Consider the following 18,113-nt stretch of genomic DNA (forward strand, 5'->3'; position numbering starts at 1 on the left):
GACTACTCACTCCGTACCACACGCTCGATTTTGATTTCCACGTCTCTGGGTACTTCCTCAAAGGCGAGGACCACCACTTGAGGAAGATAGCCAGAAATCAAGTCTCGGAAACCTCTCCTAATTTTACCAGTTACAACCAGCAAGGGGAAATAACCCGCATTTACCAGATACTCTATGCCAGAAGAAACCCCCTGCAATACCTTGCGGAACCTCTCAGGATCGATGGTTTCTCTCCCTTCAATTACTCCCAGGATTTTCTGCTCTAAAGATGCATCAAGTGCCAGAGCGTGCAGTTTGCCATCTCCGGTAATGTACTGCCTCACAATCATTCTGCCCAGCCTTCTGCGCACCATTTCGGTAAGGTCTTCAATGTTTTTACTCTGTGGGGCGTAATCTGCCAGGACCTCCAGAATCATAGGCAAATCCCGAATCGAAACGCCTTCCATAAGGAGATACTGCAACACTTTTTGAACCTCTCCAACTGTCATCAGGGAAGGAATAAGTTCCTCCACCACCGCCTGGTTGGTCTTTTTCACCTGCTCAAGGAGCAGGCGGACATCCTGACGAGTGATTAACTCGTGCGCATGCTTTTTAACCACCTCAGAAAGGTGGGTAATCAGCACCGATTCGGGGTCAACCAGCGTGAATCCCATCATTTCGGCCTTTTCCCGCCGGGTTTCGTTAACCCAGTAGGCGGGGAGTTGGAAAGCCGGTTCCTTAGTGGGAATGCCCTCGATTTTGACTTCTCTGCTTTCAGGGTGAATGGCCAGATAGTGGTTGGGTAGAATTTCTCCCCGAGCAACTTCCACACCCCGTATCTTGATCACGTACTCATTGGGCTGGAGATGTAGATTATCACGTACTCTTATCGGCGGAACAACGAAACCTTTTTCTCTGGCCAGGTTCACACGCATCTGGGTGATCCTGCGCAATAGCCCTCCACCAGATTGAGGATCCACAAGCGGTATCAAACCGTAACCCACCTCAAGCTCGATGGGGTCCACCTCGATCATCTGGGCAATATCTTCCACGCTTCTGGGAAGCTCTTCAATCTCCGGCGTCTTTTCTACAGAAGCCGCTGCTTCCTCCACTTTGGCTCTGCTTCGCAAATAGGAAAAACCAGCTAATCCAAGAGAGAGCAGGAAAAAGGGAATTTTTGGTAAGCCTGGAAGAAGACCCAGAACCAGCAAAAGGAAAGCAGCAATCATCAAAACCCGGGGAGTACGGGTTATTTCTCGAGCGAGATCTTTACCCAGATTGTCTTCACTCGCTGCCCGGGTAACGATCAAACCACTGGCAGTGGAAATCAAAAGAGCTGGAATCTGGGCAACCAGACCATCGCCCACCGTTAAAAGCGCGTAAGTCTGCAGGGCTTCGTTCATGGAAAGCCCTCGCTGCATGCTCCCTACAATCACTCCGCCCAAAAAGTTAATCAGGGTGATAATAAGGCCGGCTATGGCATCCCCGCGCACAAACTTGCTGGCACCATCCATTGCTCCATAAAATTCCGCCTGGCGTTCTATCTCACGTCTGCGACGCTTGGCCTCATTTTCATCAATAAGCCCAGCATTGAGGTCAGCATCGATACTCATCTGTTTTCCGGGCATAGCGTCCAGAGTAAATCTGGCAGCAACCTCAGCAATACGGTTGGCTCCATTGGTGATAACCACAAACTGAATAATTACCAGAATCAGGAAAATGATGAACCCCACTACGTAGTTGCCACCCACTACAAAGTGTCCAAAGGCTTCGATAAGTTTTCCAGCATAACCATGGAGCAAAATCAACCTGGTTGTGGAGACATTCAACGCCAATCGAAAGAGCGTAGCAAAAAGTAAAAGCGAGGGAAACACTGAAAATTGCAGGGGATTGGTGACATAACTGGTGGAAAGTAAAGTCAGCACCGCCAGAGTGATGTTGCAACTAAGGAAAAAATCAACCACAAATGGCGGAAGCGGGATGACCATCATCAAAATAATCAGTATAAAAACGAAGGCGAAAATGAAATCGCTGTATTTTTTACCACTTTCCAGAGTCCTGACCAGAGTCTTCACGCTGTCCATATTTTCACCTCAAACCCTGCTCTTTTTAAGCCTGTAAACAAAGGCCAGGATTTCGGCAACCGCTCGATAGAGAAAACCCGGTATTTCCTGCCCGACCTTGCAGGATTTATAAAGGTCCCAGGCCACCTTTTTGTTTTCGACAATGGGCACTTCATGCTCCCTGGCAATTTGCTTGATGCGTTGGGCCAGAAAATTCTTGCCCTTGGCCACCAAAACCGGCGCTCTCATCACGCCACGCTCGTAACGCAGTGCACAAGCCACATGGGTGGGGTTGGTAACCACTACCTGTGCTTTGGGCACTTCCTGCATCATGCGCAGACGAGCTATCTCTCGCTGCTTGGAGCGTATTCGGGAACGCACCAGGGGATCACCCTCGGTTTTTTTGAGTTCTTCTTTGAGTTCCTCTTTGGTCATCCGGATATTGCGCTCATACTCAAAGCGCTGGTAGAAAAAATCGAAGAAACCGATACCTAAAAATAAAGCCCCCAGAGAAAAACCCAGCTTCTTCGCCACGCCACCAACCAGGAAAAGAGCGGAGCGGAGTTCCATAAAGGAGAGCGTAGAAAGCCCAGGTAGTACTGATTTGAGAATGAGATAAGCAAGTGCTATGCCAAGCAGCACCTTCAAGCTCACTTTCAAAAACTCCATAAAAGTGCGTAGCGAAAAAAGCCTTTCCACACCCTTCAAAGGATTAACATATTGAAATTGGGGTTTTAACTTCTCAAAGGAAACCACAAAACCAGTCTGCAAAAAACCCAGGAAAAGGCCCATTCCTGCAGCAATCAGCACCACCGGCGCCACCATCCGGGCATAGAAAAGAAAAACGGTCTTAAAAAGGTCCAGAGTCCATTCCACGCCTCTTTCTTCAAGCCGGAAAGCACTCATCCAGAAAGTGCTGGTAAAGTCTTCCCACTGCTGCATCAGTGAAGTAACCAGAAAGCTCACCACAGAAAAGGTGGCCAAGAATCCAAAACCGGTGCTGAAATCTACGCTCCTTGGAACCTGCCCTTTTCTCCGCAGTTCCTCTCTGCGCCTTGGCGTTGGGGCTTCAGTTTTCTCCTGAGCCGGCATAAATCATCACCTGCAAATTGCAGATAAATTTAATTGCCAAATTTCAGCCTGCAGGAGACAGGAAACGCAGAAGCGCTCCTACAAAAAGCTCGGTAACTCGCCCCAAAACAGGTAAAAAGTAAGGCAAAGCAGAAAGGATAACCCAAATTCCTATTCCCAGATTAAGAGGTAAACCTACCACAAACACATTCATCTGGGGTATGGCCCGAGAAATGATTGCCAGGGTAAGATTGGTTAGAAAGAGAGCTGCCATAACTGGAGCCGCAATCTGTAGGGCTACTACCATGACCTCCTGAACCAGGTTAAGAAAAGGAGCAAGCAGGTGTTCTCCCAGCAAGAAACTCCCCGGAGGAAGAAAGCGGAAAGAGTGTACCAATGCCCGCAAAGCAAGGTGATGACCGTCAATGCCCAAGTAGTAAAGAGTGGCCAGCATCAGGTAAAACTGACCGACCACTGAAGCGCCCAGGTTGGAAAGAGGGTCAACTACATTAACGTAACTGAATCCCATCTCAAAATCGATTATCTCGCCGGCAATCTGAATACAAGCAAAAACAAAGGATACGATTAATCCCAGCACAAAGCCGGTGAGGCTCTCCGATAAAACAGCTGTCAAATAGCGAGCATCCAGGGCTGTCCAGCTCTGGGGAAAATCCACAAGAGGGAAAACCATGACCGCCACCAGGAAAGCAAGACCGATTTTGGCCAGCGGAGGAATAAAGCGAGAATTCAAAACTGGAGCCATCAAAAAAAGACCCAAAAAGCGCACCCAGACCAGGATAAACGGCAAGATATTGTTAGCCAGAACTTCCAAGATGTAGCTCATATCACCTGATAAAAGAAGGCAGATTCCAGAAAAGACCCGCCGCAAAATCCATGAAAACCCGCAACATCCAGGGGCCGAGCAAAGCCAGAATGAGAAACACCGCCAGGATTTTGGGTACGAAGGTGAGGGTCAGTTCATGGATCTGGGTAACCGCCTGGAAGATACTCACCAGAATACCCACAAGTAGTGCCACACCCAGTATGGGTAGGGCAACTTTCATGACCAGCAGTAAACTTTCCCTTCCGATTTCCAGTACCAAGCTTTCCAGCAACTGTTCTCACCTCAACTAACGGACTGAGAGCACCAGGCCCCGGGTTATCAATTCCCAGCCATCTACCAACACAAAAAGCAGTATCTTGAAAGGAAGAGAAATCATCACCGGTGGAAGCATCATCATCCCCATGGACATCAAAATGCTGGCCACCACCATGTCAATGAGCAGAAAAGGAACGTAGATGATAAACCCCAGCATGAAAGCAATTTTCAACTCACTCAAAACAAAGGCCGGAATGAGGACGTAAGTAGGCACCTCATCGCGGTTTCTGGGCCGGGGAATTTTAGCCAGAGAAACCATAAGTGCCAGATCTTTTTCCTGGGTTTGGCGGAACATGAAATCGCGCAGAATAGCTTCTCCCTTGTTGAGAGCCTCATTCTGGGTGATAGCACCATCCATAAAGGGCGTTAATACCTCCTGGTTGAGCTGAGAGAAAGTAGGCGCCATAACAAAGTAGGTTAAAAACAGGGCCAGTCCTATCAAAACCGGAGTGGGGGGTATCTGAGGAGAACCCAAGGCATTGCGTACAAAAGCCAGCACCACCACAATCCTGGTGAAAGAAGTGAGCAGAATCAAAATGGCTGGAGCCAGACTCAAAACAGTCAGAAAAATCAAAACCTGCAGAGTAAACACGAACTGTTCAGGTTGTTCGGCAGTTTGGGGTTCAATGGAAATGCGGGGGATAAAAAGGGGAGTCTCCTGAGCCAGGGCTGAACCAAAGGTAGCCAGCACCAAACCAAGCAGTACCACCCAGTAAAAGTATTTCCTGATTCTCAAAAAAGGTGACCAGCCCTTCATACTAATCGTTCTTCCTCCGCCCCAGAATGAGATCCAGATAGGAAGTGAAACCGGACGACGTGGGTTTTTGCTCCTCGAGCTCTTCCATCTGGAATTCCGCAACCTCCCGAACCGTGTTTCCGCTCTGAGCCAGCATGATTACCCGTTCTCCAACCCGAAAAAGGTACATCGAGAGTTTCTGGCTGACCGGAAAAAAATCCAGCAACACCATGTACCGAGAGGAGGCAAGACGGGGTTTTTCCCTTGCAAAACGCCTCAGAAAGTAGTAAAGACCCCATAAACACAGAATAACAAACAGGAAGGCCAGAGCTACCCTGAGCACATCGACCCCCCCTGAAAAGGAAGGAGGAGCAACCTCAGGAAGCTCGAGTTCATCCTGAGCAAAAGCTGCTCTTTCCAAAAGTAGGAACAAAAAAAACAACCAGGAAACCCGGAGTAACCTCACGATTACTGAGCCCTCGCTTCTTTTAATGATTTAATGCGCTCTTCAGGTTTTATAATCTCGGTAATCCGCACCCCAAAATTCTCTTCAATCACCACCACCTCACCACGGGCAAAAAGAACATCATTCACATAGAGATCTGCCGGCTCACCAGCCAGCTTATCAAGCTCAATGATGGAGCCAGGGCCTAAATCCAGAATCTCGCTTATAGCAAGGCGAGTCCTTCCCAGCTCTACAATCACGGGTAAGCTCACATCCATGAGTAATTCCAGGTTAATTTTTTCGGCCGCTTCTTCTCGTTTTTTAAATTCAGCAAATTCCACCTTTTTTGCTTCAACGGTAGGCTTACTCTTTTTCTCGGGAGGTTGCTCCTCTTCCCTCGCGCCAGTCTCCTCGGCACCACCACTTTCAAGTTCTGCTTTCTCCTCTTCCTCGCTCGTTTCTTCGGGTACCACAACTTCTTCCCCAGGAAGAAGTGAGCTAACAACTTCTTTGGCCAGACTCAAGGGAACCAGCTGTATCATGGAACTATCGATGACATCTTCCACCACCAAGCGAAAGGTGATGGCCACCAGGGATTCTTCACCCTGCTCCTCTACCCATCTCTTTTCCGCTTCAGAAACATTCTCAAAAACTACCTCCGGTGGAGAAATGCTTACTCGAAGGCCCAAAAAATCAGAAAGTGCTGTTGAAGCAGAACCCATCATCTGATTCATGGCCTCACCAAGTGCGCTGATTCCCAGCTCGTCAATCTCCTGAGGAAGATCGCTTTTCCCATCGCCACCCATCATGAGACTAACCATGGCTTTCGCATCTTCGTTTTTGATGAGCAAAATATTACTTCCTCGCAAACCCTCTGCATAGAGCACCTTTACCATAATATGTTCTTCCGGGAAAAAGGCATCCATTTCCTGCGAAGAAACTACTTCAACTCGAGGAACGGTTATCTCCACTCTTTTTCCCAAAAGACCACTCAAGGCTGTGGCCGCAGAACCCATGGAAATGTTGGATATTTCCCCCAACACATCTTTTTCTTGAGAAGTCAAGAGTTCTTCACTCATGATTCGTTTCCTCCTTCAAGCGGTCTACCCGCACCGCAATTCTATTGCCTACACGCCCAGGAACACCAACCATTTTCACCTTCTTACCCACCCGGATATTAAGCGGCTTGTTAATCCTCTGATTAAGCACCACCACATCCCCCACCTCGAGTTCCAGAAAGTCGCCGAGAGAAATGTTGGTTCTTCCCAGCTCCACGGAAATAGGGAGTTTCACTTTACCCATCAAGCGTTCCACGTTTTTCTGGATCTCTGGATCACTGCTTTTCCGAGAAGCAAACCACAGCGAAGCGCTCAAACTCCTGGTAATCGGCTCAACCACGATATACGGTATACAAACGGTCAACATTCCCTGTCGATCTCCTATTTCAATCTCAAAGCTAAAGAGAATCACCATATCGTTGCCGGATACAATTTGCACAAATTCCAGGTTAGACTCCATCGCTTCAATCCGGGGCTCAATACTGTAAATGCTACTCCAGGCCTCGGTCATAGCCATCATGACTCTCTCCATAATGCCACCCATGATTCGGTTTTCAATCTCGGTAAGGGCTCGGATATGAGCCGGGACCCCTCCCGGGCCTCCCAGAAGGCGGTCCAGCATCAAAAAGACGATATCCAAGCTAATCTGAAGCAGACATCTTCCCTCAAGTGGCAGCATGGAAAAAATGCACAAATATGTTGGACTGGGCACTGAACGCACAAATTCATCATAAGTGAGCTGATCAACGGAAAGAAGGTTAATCTGTACTCTGCTCCTCAAAAAAGCCGCCAGGTTGGTGGAAGCAAGGCGTGAAAAAGCCGAAAATATCATGTGGAAAGTGCGGATCTGGTCTTTGGAAAACCGCTCTGGCCTTCTGAAATCGTAGACCTTAACCCGCCTCTCCGAGACTTTTTCTTTCTCTATTTCCTGCTTAACAGCCTCAGCGGTTTCTTCTCCCTCAGTAAGGGCCTTAAGCAGTGCATCAATTTCTTCCTGAGAAAGAATCTCCTTGCTCATGCCTCACGCCCTCGTGATTACTGCATCACAAAGTCAACAAAATAAATCTCTTCTACCTCCCCACTGCTTAAAAGGCCGTTAAGCGTTTCTGCAATGTCGCGCTTCAGTTTTTCCTTCCCTTCTGGCTTAAGAAGCTCTTCAGAATTTCGGGAACTGATCACCAGAATGATGGCGTCTCTAACTTCCACCATGCGCTTTTTAATCTCATCGATAACTTTTTGATCGCGAGTGGACACACCCAGCACCACTTTAACATAGCGCAACACATCTTTATCAGCAAGGTTGACCAGAAATTGCTGGTCAAAAGTGTAAACGAGGGGTGGTTTGGGCTTAGCCTCCCTTGCTCCCAGAAATTTTTGCAATAGACCGCTCTGCTTAACGTAGAAAAAACCCATAAAAGCAACCAGCCCCAGGGTGGCAAAAAGCATGATTTTTCTCATTGGAGAAGAGCTTTTTTCCTCTTCTAAAACTTCTTCCGCTTCCTGAGCTTTTACTTCTTCTGGCATGGTGTTTACGCCTCCTTTCCACGCAAGATTACTATTTCCACCCGACGATTTTTTCTTCGGTGTTCCTCATCAAGGTTGGGGACCAAAGGACGATACTGCCCATAACCCACGGCTATCAAACGCTCAGGAGACATCCCTTCTTCCTCAACAAAGTAGCGCAGGACTGCAATGGCCCTGGCTGCGGACAGCTCCCAGTTGGATGGGAAGCGGGGCGTATTGATAGGCAAATCACACGTGTGTCCTTCAATACGCACCGAATTGTCAATGCCTTTCAAAACATCGGCGACTGCGTGCAGAACCGGAATCATCTCCGGCCTCAAGTCGGCACTCCCCAAGTCAAAGAAAACGTTATCCAGAAAGGTAATTACCAAACCACGCTCGTCAATCTTGATATCCACTTTCTCAGGAGAAATCGCTTTTTCCTCAATGAGCTTTTTCTCAATCTCTCTCTGGAGACCAGCCAATTTTAACTCCACAAGGCCCGAAGGGTTAATCTGGGTAGGGGGCTTAGGAACCGGGATATCCGAGGGCTGTAAAACTCTGGGGCCACCCTCCAAAACACCCAGCGCACCCTGGATAGAGGAGATGACCTCTTTAAAGCGAGCCACATCAATAGTGGACAACGCAAAAAGAAGAACAAAAAAACAAAGTAGAAGCGACATAAAGTCGCCATAGGTTTGAGTCCACAAGGGCGCACCCGGAGGTGCTTCTTCACTCTTTCTGGGCCTTGGCATTTTTCCATCAACCTCCTGCTTCTCTTCTCAAAGTTATAACTCGCTCTCCGGTTTCTCGCTCCCGCTCAAATGCTTCCCTAACCTGAGGAGCAAAGAAGGATTTGAGCTTCTCCTCAACAATGCGCGGATTATCTCCAGCCTGAATAGACAGAATACCTTCGATGATAACTTCTTTAAGCAGGATTTCCTCCTGACTTCGCAACTTAAGTTTGTTAGCCACTGGAAGACAGAAAAGGTTAGCGATGATGGCTCCATACAGGGTGGTCAAAAGTGCCACTGCCATACCAGGTCCGACTTTTTTGGGGTCATCAAGGTTAACCAGCATGGCTACCAGGCCAATGAGAGTTCCAATAAGGCCAAAAGCGGGGGCAAAGGTACCCATGGTCTCAAAAATGGAGCGGCCTAATTTGTGGCGTTCCTCGAGAAAGAGAAGTTCGGTCTCCAGGATGCTCTTCACCAACTGAGGGTCAGTACCATCGACCACCAGTTGAATACCTTTTCTGAAAAAGGGGTCTTCAAAGCGTTCCGACTCTTCCTCAAGTGCCAGCAGTCCTTCTTTGCGAGCTTTTTCAGCAAGTGAAACCAAGACAGAAATGACTTCTTGCGAGGAAGGGAGTTTCTCTTTCATGGCAATTTGGAAGAGCTGGAATGCCTTCATCACCTGCTCAAAACGAAAGCTGATCATAGTCGCTGCTATGGTTCCCCCACCGGTAATTAAAACTGAAGAAATGCTTATAAAAACTTGAAAATCTGCCGAACCAAGCATTCCCCAGAAAAGCAAAACCACTCCCAGTGCAAGACCAATAAGGGTAGCCTTATCCATTCTCTCTCCCCCGTTCAGAGTGAATTTCACTAATTAATATCCGGGCCATGCCACTTTTACGTCGAAATTCGATGATTTTTTCTATCACTTCCTCCACCTTTTCCTGAACCACGTACTTTTTTCCGGTAACCAAAGTAATTACCGTATCCGGAGTAGCCTCAATGGTCTCGATTAAATCTGAATTCACCACAAAAACCGATCCGTTAAAACGAGTAACTGCAATCATCTTTTTCCCCCTTCCGGGGTTCCCTCTTAAGAGGGAACCCCGGAAAAATCACTAACGTTTAATGTTTATCAAATCCTGGAGCATCTCGTCAGAAGTGGTTATTACCTTTGAGTTAGCCTGAAAACCTCTTTGAGTAACAATCATGCTGGTAAACTCCTGGGCCAAATCCACATTGGACATCTCCAGCGCCCCCACCGCGATGCTGCCCCGACCACCGCTTCCTGCAGGACCGACGCTGGGCAAGCCAGAGTTGTTAGAAATCTGAAACAAATTACCACCTACCCGGAGCAGGCCCGCGGGATTGGAAAAAGTAGCCAGGGCAATCTGAGCCAGGGGCTTGGACTGACCATTGGTGAAAATACCAGTGATTACTCCGCTTGAATCAGTAGTTACCATGTCGAGCGACCCTGCCTCGTAGCCGTCCTGTGAAGCCACATAAGCAGTGGAAGGACTTCCAAACTGAGTGAGAATCGAGAAATCCAGATTCAGGTTAAGGTCTTCAGCTCCAGTAATCGTGAACGTTGCACTGCCGGTGCCTCCTGAGCTCACTTCACCAGTTGCTGGGTCAAAAGCAAGAGTGCCCGAGCCGCCCGAGCTGGGTGCACCGCCATCCAGAGTAGCTTCCCAGGTCCACTCGTTAGGGTTGGCAGTTTTTTCAAAGGTAATGGTTAGGTTATGCACATTCCCCAGAGAATCATAAACCTGGACACTGGTGAAATAACTATCTCCCGTTGCCGCGTTGGCATCCAAGTTACCCTCGAGACCCACATTGCCGGTAGCTTTAGGGCTCATCTGAGTCCCCACTGGAATAATGATGTCCTGTAAGGCCTGGGTGGTGTCAATATTGCCGCTTGAGTCAGCCATCCACCCCTGAAGGCGGTACCCATTGCTGTTGACCAGTGCACCATCAGCAGAGGTTTTCATGGCCCCATCACGAGTGTAGTAATTTTGTTCACCATCGCTAACCACAAAAAAACCCGAACCCTGAATGGCAAAATCGGTGGGATTATCGGTGGTCTGCAGGCTACCTGCCGTAAATATGGTATCGATACTACTTATGGCAGTACCCAATCCCACCTGTTTGGGGTTCACACCCCCCAATCCTCCGGCTTCGGGACTCCTCGCCCCTTCAATAGTCTGGCTAAGTATATCCTCAAAAGTAACCCGACTGGCCTTGAAGGCCACCGTATTCACATTAGCGATGTTGTTACCAATTACGTCCATACGGGTCTGGTGATTTTTCAGGCCAGAAACCCCGGCAAACAGAGAACGCATCATACGCCGTCAACCTCCCCTCAAGGGACCCCCGACTGAGCGGTCCAGCCCCTTTAAATTCAATTTAAATAATTACTGCTGAATCAATGTTAGTAAATACTTTCTCCTGAGAAGCTTCCATACAGGTCAAAACCGTCTTCTCAGGCACTCTGACCACAAATCCCACACCGTCCACGATAACCAGCGAAGTCTGGCTGCCCTTGGCAGCGGCTCTGGAAATACCTTCCTGCAAGCGTTCTGTAGTTTTTCCATCCAGGCTTATCCCTCGCTCCTCTATGCGGCGGCGAGCATGCAGGGAAAAACGCACTTCTTCCTCTTGCAGGAATTTTTCAAAGCGAGAAGTGCCTTGCTGCAAGTTTCTGACACGGGAAAGTGGTGTCTTATTGGTGATATTTTCTGTCAACCAGCGGTCGTTGAAACCTATCTCTCGCACCACGTTACTCAAGAACCTCCCGGACCTCGGATAGCAAATACTCACTACCCCCTATACTAAGCGTCAGCGCATCCTCGCCCAGACTCACGCTTTCCACCACTCCCTCTTCGCCACCAACCAGCGACACTCTTTTCCCAACCAGGGCTGCTCCTTCAAGAAACAAGAGTTGCCGCAGTGAATTATTGGTATTCTGCACTTCCTCCAGAGTAGAATACTGAGCCAGCTGGGCACCGAACTCGCTTCCCTGCATGGGATCCAGGGGATTCTGATAGCGCAACTCACACACCAGAAGTTGCAAAAAATCGTGGTGGGTTAGCTCTCTTTTATCCTGATTTTCCTGGACCTTTCCACTCCCGGTATAATACGTAGCACTCTCCACCGGTAGTATCATTTAGCCACACCCCCTCAAACAACCAGGTTCAGCCTTCCCTCTGACCAGAACTGAACCGGAAAATCCCGCCGAGAAAGCTCCTCATCCAGGCTATACTGCCGGGGAAAACTTGCAAAATTATCAAACTCTTCCCTGCCATATGAGGAGTTGTTCTGCTGGCTAACAAAACTCTCCAGATTCATGCCCTGGCTTGCAGCCCGGGCCTCGAGTAGTGCCAGATTTTCTTCAAGAAGTGCTCTGGTTTCAGGATGTTCCACGTGCCAGATACAGCGAATTTTATCATCGTGTTCGGTGAGCAAAACCACGATTTTGCCCAATTCTTTGGGCTCAAGCTGAATGGTTACCTGTTTTTCTCCTTTCTCTGTGCTCAGCACTTGGAAAACCCGATCAAACAGCTTCTCAATATCGGCATCTGATTTCACGTGCACTTCAAGTACCTCTCCAGTAAAAGCTTCTCCAGATTTTGTGCTGTGAGCATCAAAGACGGTAAGGTTTTCTCCACTGATAGAGTCTTTCTTCTGGGTATTTACATCCGGTTTCTGATCCATGAATACCCCACTACGGTCCAAAGCTTCACGAGTAGTAGCAGCCTGGTTATTTTGGACACCAAACAGAGTTTTGCCTTCTGGAACCTGCTCAGAACCGGTGTTAGCCTCAGAAACAACGCTTTCTCCGGGATTTGTCTCGAAATTACCTTCACCTTCAATATGTGAAGGCTCGTTTTCCACCGATAAGGGTTGGGCCTCCTCTACAAGGAGAACAGCGTCTACCTCCGAGGGAGCTACACTTCCCGTGATAACCGCTTCTTCAACGTCTTCTTGAACAGCTACACTCTCTAACAGAGTATCCTGAACACAGGAACTGTCCAAACAGGCAGCACCGCAACCAGAAACTCCGCAATTGCCGGCATTGCTTGAAGCGCTTTCTCCACCAGCGAAACCGGCCACTGCTGCCAGAACCCTTCCCAACAGACGAGCAAGCGCTTCCTTGCTGCCCGATATCTGGAATTGAAATTCTCCACTCTCATTCCTTCCGCCACTCAATTCCACCTTGCCCAGCTCACCCATATCAACACTGAAGTTAAGACTTTGCACCTCATCAAGGAACTCTGAAACAGCATTTTCAAGGTCCAATGCCAGAAGAGGATCCAGTGCTGCAGCACCAAAAGCAGTACCTGGCAAGCTGCTCTGCGTGCCGGCGCAGGAGCTTTTTGGTAAAGGACAGTTGGTAATTGGGGTTACTGCCTCTACCAGGGCTCCTCCTGTGCTTTCAGTGCTACAACGCTTTGAACTCGAGATCTGGGTAGAGAAAATACTGCTCTGTTCTGCGGCAACACCTGACCCAGCCACAAGTTCGTTTATCATCGTTTCGAAATCCCCGGTCTCGAGCTTCTTCTCCTCAGTAACTTGTTCGGGCCATTCCCTTTTTTCGATGGCAACATTTTGCTCCGGCAAAAGAGCAAACAATCCCAGTTCCATCAGTTCACCTCCCTTCCATCATTTTGCGAATAAGTGTTGCACCCCGCTCTGGGGGAAAAATGCTCAAAATCTCAGCCACGTTCCTTTCTTTCATCACCGAAAATATCCGAATCACCTCCTCATCGGAAAGTTTTTCCAAAAGCCGGGCTGCTTCCTCCGGCTCCATAGCTGTGTAAATCTTAGCCAGGCGCCACAGGTTTTCCTGTTCGCTTTCACTCGAAGGGGTGGAATCCTCTACTCCGGTTTGCAAAGCACTTTCACTTGCTTGCGAAGCAGGAAGTGGCTCTTCCACCTCAGGCAGTACCGACTGCTTTTCTTCACCCTGACTCACTCTGGGAAGATCTGGACCGGGGTATATCTCTTCTTCCGGTGTTTCTTCAGAAACGAGAGGAGTTTCTTCCACTGCTTCGACCGGATTTCCTTCTCCAGACTTTACAGACATAACTGGCTTCAAAAAGGGCAAATTAATAATTCCTGCAAAATTGAGAAAGAAAACCAGGGTTACCATGAAAATCAAAAGAGGAAAAACAGTATCTACAAAACCTGCTTTCTTGCGGTTCTTTTTTGTTTTTTGAGACTGATTCCCCTTCTTCCCCTTAGAGCGAGCCACAGCATTTTTTTTCTGGGATCCTGCCTTCCGGGCCATCTTTTGCACTTCCTGCTGTGCAACAACCATCAGTAATACCCTCCTAAGATTTTCCTAAGAAAGGTCCGGGTCTCTTCAAAAGGAGGCACCCCCTGATAAGCCTCAACTCTTGACGGTCCTGCGTTGTAAGCAGCAAGAGCCAGCTCCAAGCTACCAAAGCGATCGAGTAAGCTTCGTAAGTATCGGGTGCCTGCAGCGATATTTTCTCGGACATCAAAGGGATCCTGCACACCCAGCATCTTGCAGGTCTGAGGCATAAGCTGCATAAGCCCCATGGCTCCTTTGGGTGAAACAGCGTTGGGGTTTCCATCTGACTCCACCTGGACCAGTTTCTTTAATAAATTCACGTCAATCCGGTACTTATCAGCATACTCTCTGAGTATCGCCTCAAAAGAGCTCCCTTCCTCAAGGTTTTTGGAAGAAACCCTGCCTTCACGATGAGAAGTAAGAGGCGTGCCAGAAGAACTTCTTACCCGGGAAAGAAGATTCTCTATTTCGTTGACTCTATCCAGAACTCGCGAGAGGGAAGCTGGCTGCATTTCAGGTCTCCCTCCTCAGATACATTTGAATAGCCACTTCATCAAGAAGTTTCTGGTTACTCTTTTGAACATTCAGGGAAAACTCCTGGTAATCTTTCTCGCGCAGTTTTTCCATAACCTTGCGCTCTAAGGAAGCGCAGACCAGCTCTTCTTTGGTCTGTGCAATTTGCCGTTCCAATTCCCGGAGATAACTTTTGAGTTCCTCTATCTTACGCTCCAGGTTATCAAGCATTTTCTCAAAAAAGGCCTCCTCCACCAGGCGTTCTCCCTGTTCCCGCTCCCGGGTCCTTTGAGCCATATATTCTTTCCTGGCCTCTTCCATGATAATGAGCTCCCTACGCTGGCGCTCAGCCAGCTTCTCAAGCTCGGCCAATTTTACTTCAATCAACTCCTCACGAACCTTCTTAACATCAAGGACTTTTTGAAGCTTAAAATTGTAGCCCATCAAGCCACCTCGCTGTCTTTCTCAACTTCAAACAGATTAAAGAGAAGCTGGAGTGTCCTATCATAGGTAAACACTTCTTCAACATCCTGGCGCAGAAAAGCTTTTACCGCTTCTATCTTTTCCAGAGCATAATCGATGCGGGGATTGCTTCCCCTCTGATAAGCTCCGATATTAATCAGGTCTTCTGCCTCCCGATAGGTGGCAAGAATTTCTCTCACCTTTTGAGCAGCCTGTTGTTGTTCCTTACTGGTTATATCGGGCATAAGACGGCTTATGCTTTGCAAAACATCAATCGCCGGATAATGTCCTTCGAAAGAAAGCTTTCTGGAAAGCACGATGTGTCCATCAAGGATTCCCCGCACTGTATCAGCAACTGGGTCGTTCATATCGTCTCCTTCAACCAGTACCGTGCACAGAGCGGTAATCGAACCCTGGTGAGAAGTCCCCAAGCGTTCAAAAAACCTGGGAAGCAAAGCAAAGACTGATGGCGTATATCCTCGGGTGGTAGGTGGCTCCCCAATGGCCAATCCCAGCTCTCTCTGAGCCATGGCCAGGCGAGTCACCGAGTCCATCAAAAAGAGCACATCCTTACCCTGGTCACGAAAATACTCAGCTATGGCACAGGCGGTAAAAGCTGCCTTAATTCTCTGCAGAGGAGGCCTATCCGAGGTGGCTACCACTACACAACTTTTGCTGAGGCCTTCTTTGAGGTCCTTTTCGATAAATTCGCGCACTTCTCGTCCTCGCTCGCCGATAAGGGCAATAACATTCACGTCGCTTTGAGCATTGCGGGCTATCATTCCAAGAAGCGTACTCTTCCCCACCCCGCTCCCAGCAAAAATACCCACTCTCTGCCCCTTGCCACAGGTGAGAAGTGCATCTATTGCCTTCACCCCCATAGGCAGGACTTCACTGATACGCTTCCGCTGCAGGGGGTTGGGGGGTTCATTGTCAAGGGGGTATTCATCCCGGCCTTCGATGTAACCCCCACCATCAAGGGGCTTTCCTAATCCATCGATTACCCGTCCCAAAAGCTCTTCGCCAACCCTCACCCGCAATTCTTTACCCAGCGCCACCACGTCACTGCCCGGCTCAATTCCGTTTCGCTCGCCAAGAGGCATGAGCAGCGTCTGTGCATCCCTGAAGCCAACCACCTCAGCAAGTATTTCACTCTGGGTGTCCAGAGAACGGATCTGGCACAGTTCCCCGACCTTGCAGGCTGGCCCTTTAGATTCTATGACGATGCCCACCGCTCGTTGTACTTTTCCATTAAGACGCAACGTATCAATGCTCTCCAGCTTTGTCTTCAGACGTTTGATCTCAAGCATTTTTACCCTGTATCTCCTCCAGCAATTCTTTTTTAATCCAGTGAAGCTGGGTATCTACCCGACCGTCTATACTCCCAAAATCTGTTTCCACCAGAAAATCACCCCGCGCGCAACGTGCATCCTCTCTGATTTCAAGATATTCCAGACCGTCCAGCCTACTGCACAGCTCTTCTTTGATATCTTTCAGCAAAGCAACATCCAAAGGATGCACTCTTAAAACCACCCTTTCGCGACGATTGAGCTTTTGAAGGGCTTCCTCAATCAGGTTGGCAAAGAAAGGCTCTCGCTTGGCTTCCCTGCGAATAATACGCTCTGCAATGGCCAAGCTGAGCTCCAGAATAAGCTCTTTAAGATCGAAAAGGCTTTCTTTACGCACCCGTTTTATTTCCTGAAGCACGCCTTCCCAAAGTGCAATTTTTTTCTGCAATGCTTCGTACGCCTCTTTTTTTGCTTCTTCCCTACCCTTTACAAAGCCTTCCTCAAAGCCTTGCTTTTTCAGTACCTGTGCTTCTTTCCGAGCTTCTTCCAGGATGCGCACCTTTTCTTTATGAGCCCCCTGCAAAATGCTCTCCCGCTCTTTTTCTATCGCAGCACGCAATGCTTCCAGGTTTTCTTCTGTAACCCCTGCTTTCCCTCCAGGGAATTCGGTATTAGAAATGCCGTCGCGTCCGATCCCTTCCTTTCTTTCGGGGTCAACCACGACTTTTTGATCCTCAACCACGATTGCTTTACAAAGGTTAAATCTAAACAATGATCTCTTCCTCCCCGCCACGGGCAATAACGATCTCTCCAGCCTCTTCAAGTCTGCGCACGATGTTGACAATCTTCTGCTGTGCCTCGTTCACCAAGCGAGCACGCACAGGCCCCATGTATTCCATGTCTTCTTTGAGCATCTGGGCTGCCCGTTGAGACATGTTCTTGAAGATTTTTTCTCTCACCTCTTCTGAGGCTCCCTTCAGAGCCAAAGCCAGGTCTTTGTTGTCCACCTGACGCAGTACAAGCTGGATTGCCCGGTCATCAAGCAGAGCAATGTCTTCAAAGACGAACATTTCAGACCTAATCTGCTCAGCAAGGTCGGGGTCTTTTTCCTCAATAGCCTCCAGAATGCTTTTCTCGGTACCTCGGTCGCTCTTGTTGAGGATTTCTATCAATTTTTGTTTTCCAGCTACCCGGGTTAAATCCTGACCCAGGAAGGTGGAAATCTTTCTCTCCAGAATGGACTCTATCTCCCGAACCACCTCCGGAGAAGCACGGTCCATGAGGGCAAGGCGCATGGCCACCTCTCCCCGCACACCTTCTGGAAGATTCCCCAGAATTGCGGCTGACTGCTCCGGCTTAAGATAAGAGAGTACCAGTGCAATGGTCTGGGGATGTTCATTTTGGATGAAGTTGAGAATTTGTAGAGGATCTGCTCTGCGCAAAGACTCAAAGGGCGTTACTTCTAAGCTCGCAGAAAGTTTGTTGATTATTTCCTGCGCTTTATGGGGACCAAGGGCCTTTTCAAGCAACTGCTTTGCGTATTCTACTCCCCCCTGAGCGATATAAAGTTGAGCTACCGCCATGTGGTAAAATTCATTAATCACCTCTTCTCGAATCTCGGGAGGTACCTTTTCCAGAGCCGCGATTTCCAGGGTGATATCTTCGATTTCGTTTTCAGACAGCTTTTTCAATATGGGAGCTGAAAGCTCTGGACCCAGGCTCACCAGAAGAATCGCCGCTTTTTGTCTTCCAGTTAAACCCTTACGAGGAACGATAGCCAT

At 48.6% G+C, this 18,113-nt stretch carries 22 protein-coding genes; all 22 read right to left on the reverse strand.

Features of this window, described 5'->3' with window-relative positions:
- Positions 1 to 2: 2 nt before the first annotated feature.
- A complete protein-coding gene (flhA, locus tag QBE54_RS10160) occupies positions 3 to 2,063 on the reverse strand; it encodes a flagellar biosynthesis protein FlhA (protein ID WP_369018074.1) in 2,061 nt (686 codons plus the stop codon).
- Positions 2,064 to 2,072: 9 nt separating this feature from the next.
- Positions 2,073 to 3,134: a flagellar biosynthesis protein FlhB gene (gene flhB, locus QBE54_RS10165; protein ID WP_369018075.1), complete on the reverse strand. Its 1,062-nt coding sequence runs from the start codon at positions 3,132 to 3,134 to the stop codon at positions 2,073 to 2,075.
- Between the two features lie 43 nt (positions 3,135 to 3,177).
- On the reverse strand, positions 3,178 to 3,957 hold the full coding sequence (gene fliR / locus QBE54_RS10170) for a flagellar biosynthetic protein FliR (protein ID WP_369018076.1): 780 nt from the start codon (positions 3,955 to 3,957) through the stop codon (positions 3,178 to 3,180).
- A 1-nt stretch (position 3,958) separates the two neighbouring features.
- Entirely contained in the window at positions 3,959 to 4,228 is a 270-nt protein-coding gene (gene fliQ, locus QBE54_RS10175) for a flagellar biosynthesis protein FliQ (protein WP_369018077.1), read from the reverse strand.
- A gap of 15 nt (positions 4,229 to 4,243) precedes the next feature.
- Entirely contained in the window at positions 4,244 to 5,029 is a 786-nt protein-coding gene (fliP, locus tag QBE54_RS10180; protein ID WP_369018078.1) for a flagellar type III secretion system pore protein FliP, read from the reverse strand.
- A 1-nt stretch (position 5,030) separates the two neighbouring features.
- Positions 5,031 to 5,429: a FliO/MopB family protein gene (locus tag QBE54_RS10185; protein WP_369018079.1), complete on the reverse strand. Its 399-nt coding sequence runs from the start codon at positions 5,427 to 5,429 to the stop codon at positions 5,031 to 5,033.
- Between the two features lie 47 nt (positions 5,430 to 5,476).
- Positions 5,477 to 6,532 (reverse strand): flagellar motor switch phosphatase FliY, encoded by a 1,056-nt coding sequence (gene fliY / locus QBE54_RS10190; protein WP_369018080.1) that lies wholly within the window; start codon positions 6,530 to 6,532, stop codon positions 5,477 to 5,479.
- Complete coding sequence (fliM, locus tag QBE54_RS10195; RefSeq protein ID WP_369018081.1) at positions 6,525 to 7,529, reverse strand: flagellar motor switch protein FliM; 1,005 nt, start codon at positions 7,527 to 7,529, stop codon at positions 6,525 to 6,527. Before fliM ends, fliY begins: the two co-directional genes overlap by 8 nt.
- A 17-nt stretch (positions 7,530 to 7,546) precedes the next feature.
- The gene (gene fliL / locus QBE54_RS10200) at positions 7,547 to 8,035 is read right to left on the reverse strand and encodes a flagellar basal body-associated protein FliL (protein WP_369018082.1); all 489 of its coding nucleotides are present in this window, start codon (positions 8,033 to 8,035) and stop codon (positions 7,547 to 7,549) included.
- A 5-nt stretch (positions 8,036 to 8,040) separates the two neighbouring features.
- On the reverse strand, positions 8,041 to 8,769 hold the full coding sequence (locus QBE54_RS10205; RefSeq protein WP_369018083.1) for a flagellar motor protein MotB: 729 nt from the start codon (positions 8,767 to 8,769) through the stop codon (positions 8,041 to 8,043).
- Between the two features lie 7 nt (positions 8,770 to 8,776).
- Positions 8,777 to 9,592, reverse strand: coding sequence for a motility protein A (locus tag QBE54_RS10210; protein WP_369018084.1), 816 nt, complete (start codon positions 9,590 to 9,592; stop codon positions 8,777 to 8,779).
- Positions 9,585 to 9,818, reverse strand: coding sequence for a flagellar FlbD family protein (locus QBE54_RS10215; RefSeq protein WP_369018085.1), 234 nt, complete (start codon positions 9,816 to 9,818; stop codon positions 9,585 to 9,587). Before QBE54_RS10215 ends, QBE54_RS10210 begins: the two co-directional genes overlap by 8 nt.
- Positions 9,819 to 9,869: 51 nt before the next feature.
- Positions 9,870 to 11,096 carry a flagellar hook protein FlgE gene (locus QBE54_RS10220; RefSeq protein WP_369018086.1) on the reverse strand — a complete coding sequence of 409 codons (1,227 nt, stop codon included), beginning with the start codon at positions 11,094 to 11,096 and terminating at the stop codon, positions 9,870 to 9,872.
- Positions 11,097 to 11,157: 61 nt separating this feature from the next.
- On the reverse strand, positions 11,158 to 11,529 hold the full coding sequence (locus tag QBE54_RS10225; RefSeq protein ID WP_369018087.1) for a TIGR02530 family flagellar biosynthesis protein: 372 nt from the start codon (positions 11,527 to 11,529) through the stop codon (positions 11,158 to 11,160).
- A 1-nt stretch (position 11,530) separates the two neighbouring features.
- Positions 11,531 to 11,917, reverse strand: coding sequence for a flagellar hook capping FlgD N-terminal domain-containing protein (locus tag QBE54_RS10230; RefSeq protein ID WP_369018088.1), 387 nt, complete (start codon positions 11,915 to 11,917; stop codon positions 11,531 to 11,533).
- A gap of 14 nt (positions 11,918 to 11,931) precedes the next feature.
- Positions 11,932 to 13,395, reverse strand: coding sequence for a flagellar hook-length control protein FliK (locus QBE54_RS10235; protein ID WP_369018089.1), 1,464 nt, complete (start codon positions 13,393 to 13,395; stop codon positions 11,932 to 11,934).
- Positions 13,396 to 13,399: 4 nt separating this feature from the next.
- Entirely contained in the window at positions 13,400 to 14,071 is a 672-nt protein-coding gene (locus QBE54_RS10240; RefSeq protein ID WP_369018090.1) for a MotE family protein, read from the reverse strand.
- Positions 14,071 to 14,580, reverse strand: a complete 510-nt coding sequence (locus QBE54_RS10245) for a lytic transglycosylase domain-containing protein (protein WP_369018091.1) — start codon at positions 14,578 to 14,580, stop codon at positions 14,071 to 14,073. The genes QBE54_RS10240 and QBE54_RS10245 overlap by 1 nt, the downstream gene beginning before the upstream one ends.
- A gap of 1 nt (position 14,581) precedes the next feature.
- Positions 14,582 to 15,025, reverse strand: a complete 444-nt coding sequence (locus QBE54_RS10250) for a flagellar export protein FliJ (RefSeq protein ID WP_369018092.1) — start codon at positions 15,023 to 15,025, stop codon at positions 14,582 to 14,584.
- Positions 15,025 to 16,353, reverse strand: a complete 1,329-nt coding sequence (gene fliI / locus QBE54_RS10255) for a flagellar protein export ATPase FliI (protein ID WP_369018093.1) — start codon at positions 16,351 to 16,353, stop codon at positions 15,025 to 15,027. The genes QBE54_RS10250 and fliI overlap by 1 nt, the downstream gene beginning before the upstream one ends.
- Complete coding sequence (locus QBE54_RS10260) at positions 16,346 to 17,104, reverse strand: FliH/SctL family protein (RefSeq protein WP_369018094.1); 759 nt, start codon at positions 17,102 to 17,104, stop codon at positions 16,346 to 16,348. Before QBE54_RS10260 ends, fliI begins: the two co-directional genes overlap by 8 nt.
- Positions 17,097 to 18,113 (reverse strand): flagellar motor switch protein FliG, encoded by a 1,017-nt coding sequence (gene fliG, locus QBE54_RS10265; RefSeq protein ID WP_369018095.1) that lies wholly within the window; start codon positions 18,111 to 18,113, stop codon positions 17,097 to 17,099. The genes QBE54_RS10260 and fliG overlap by 8 nt, the downstream gene beginning before the upstream one ends.

The organism is Thermatribacter velox (assembly GCF_038396615.1).
Lineage (GTDB): Bacteria > Atribacterota > Atribacteria > Atribacterales > Thermatribacteraceae > Thermatribacter > Thermatribacter velox.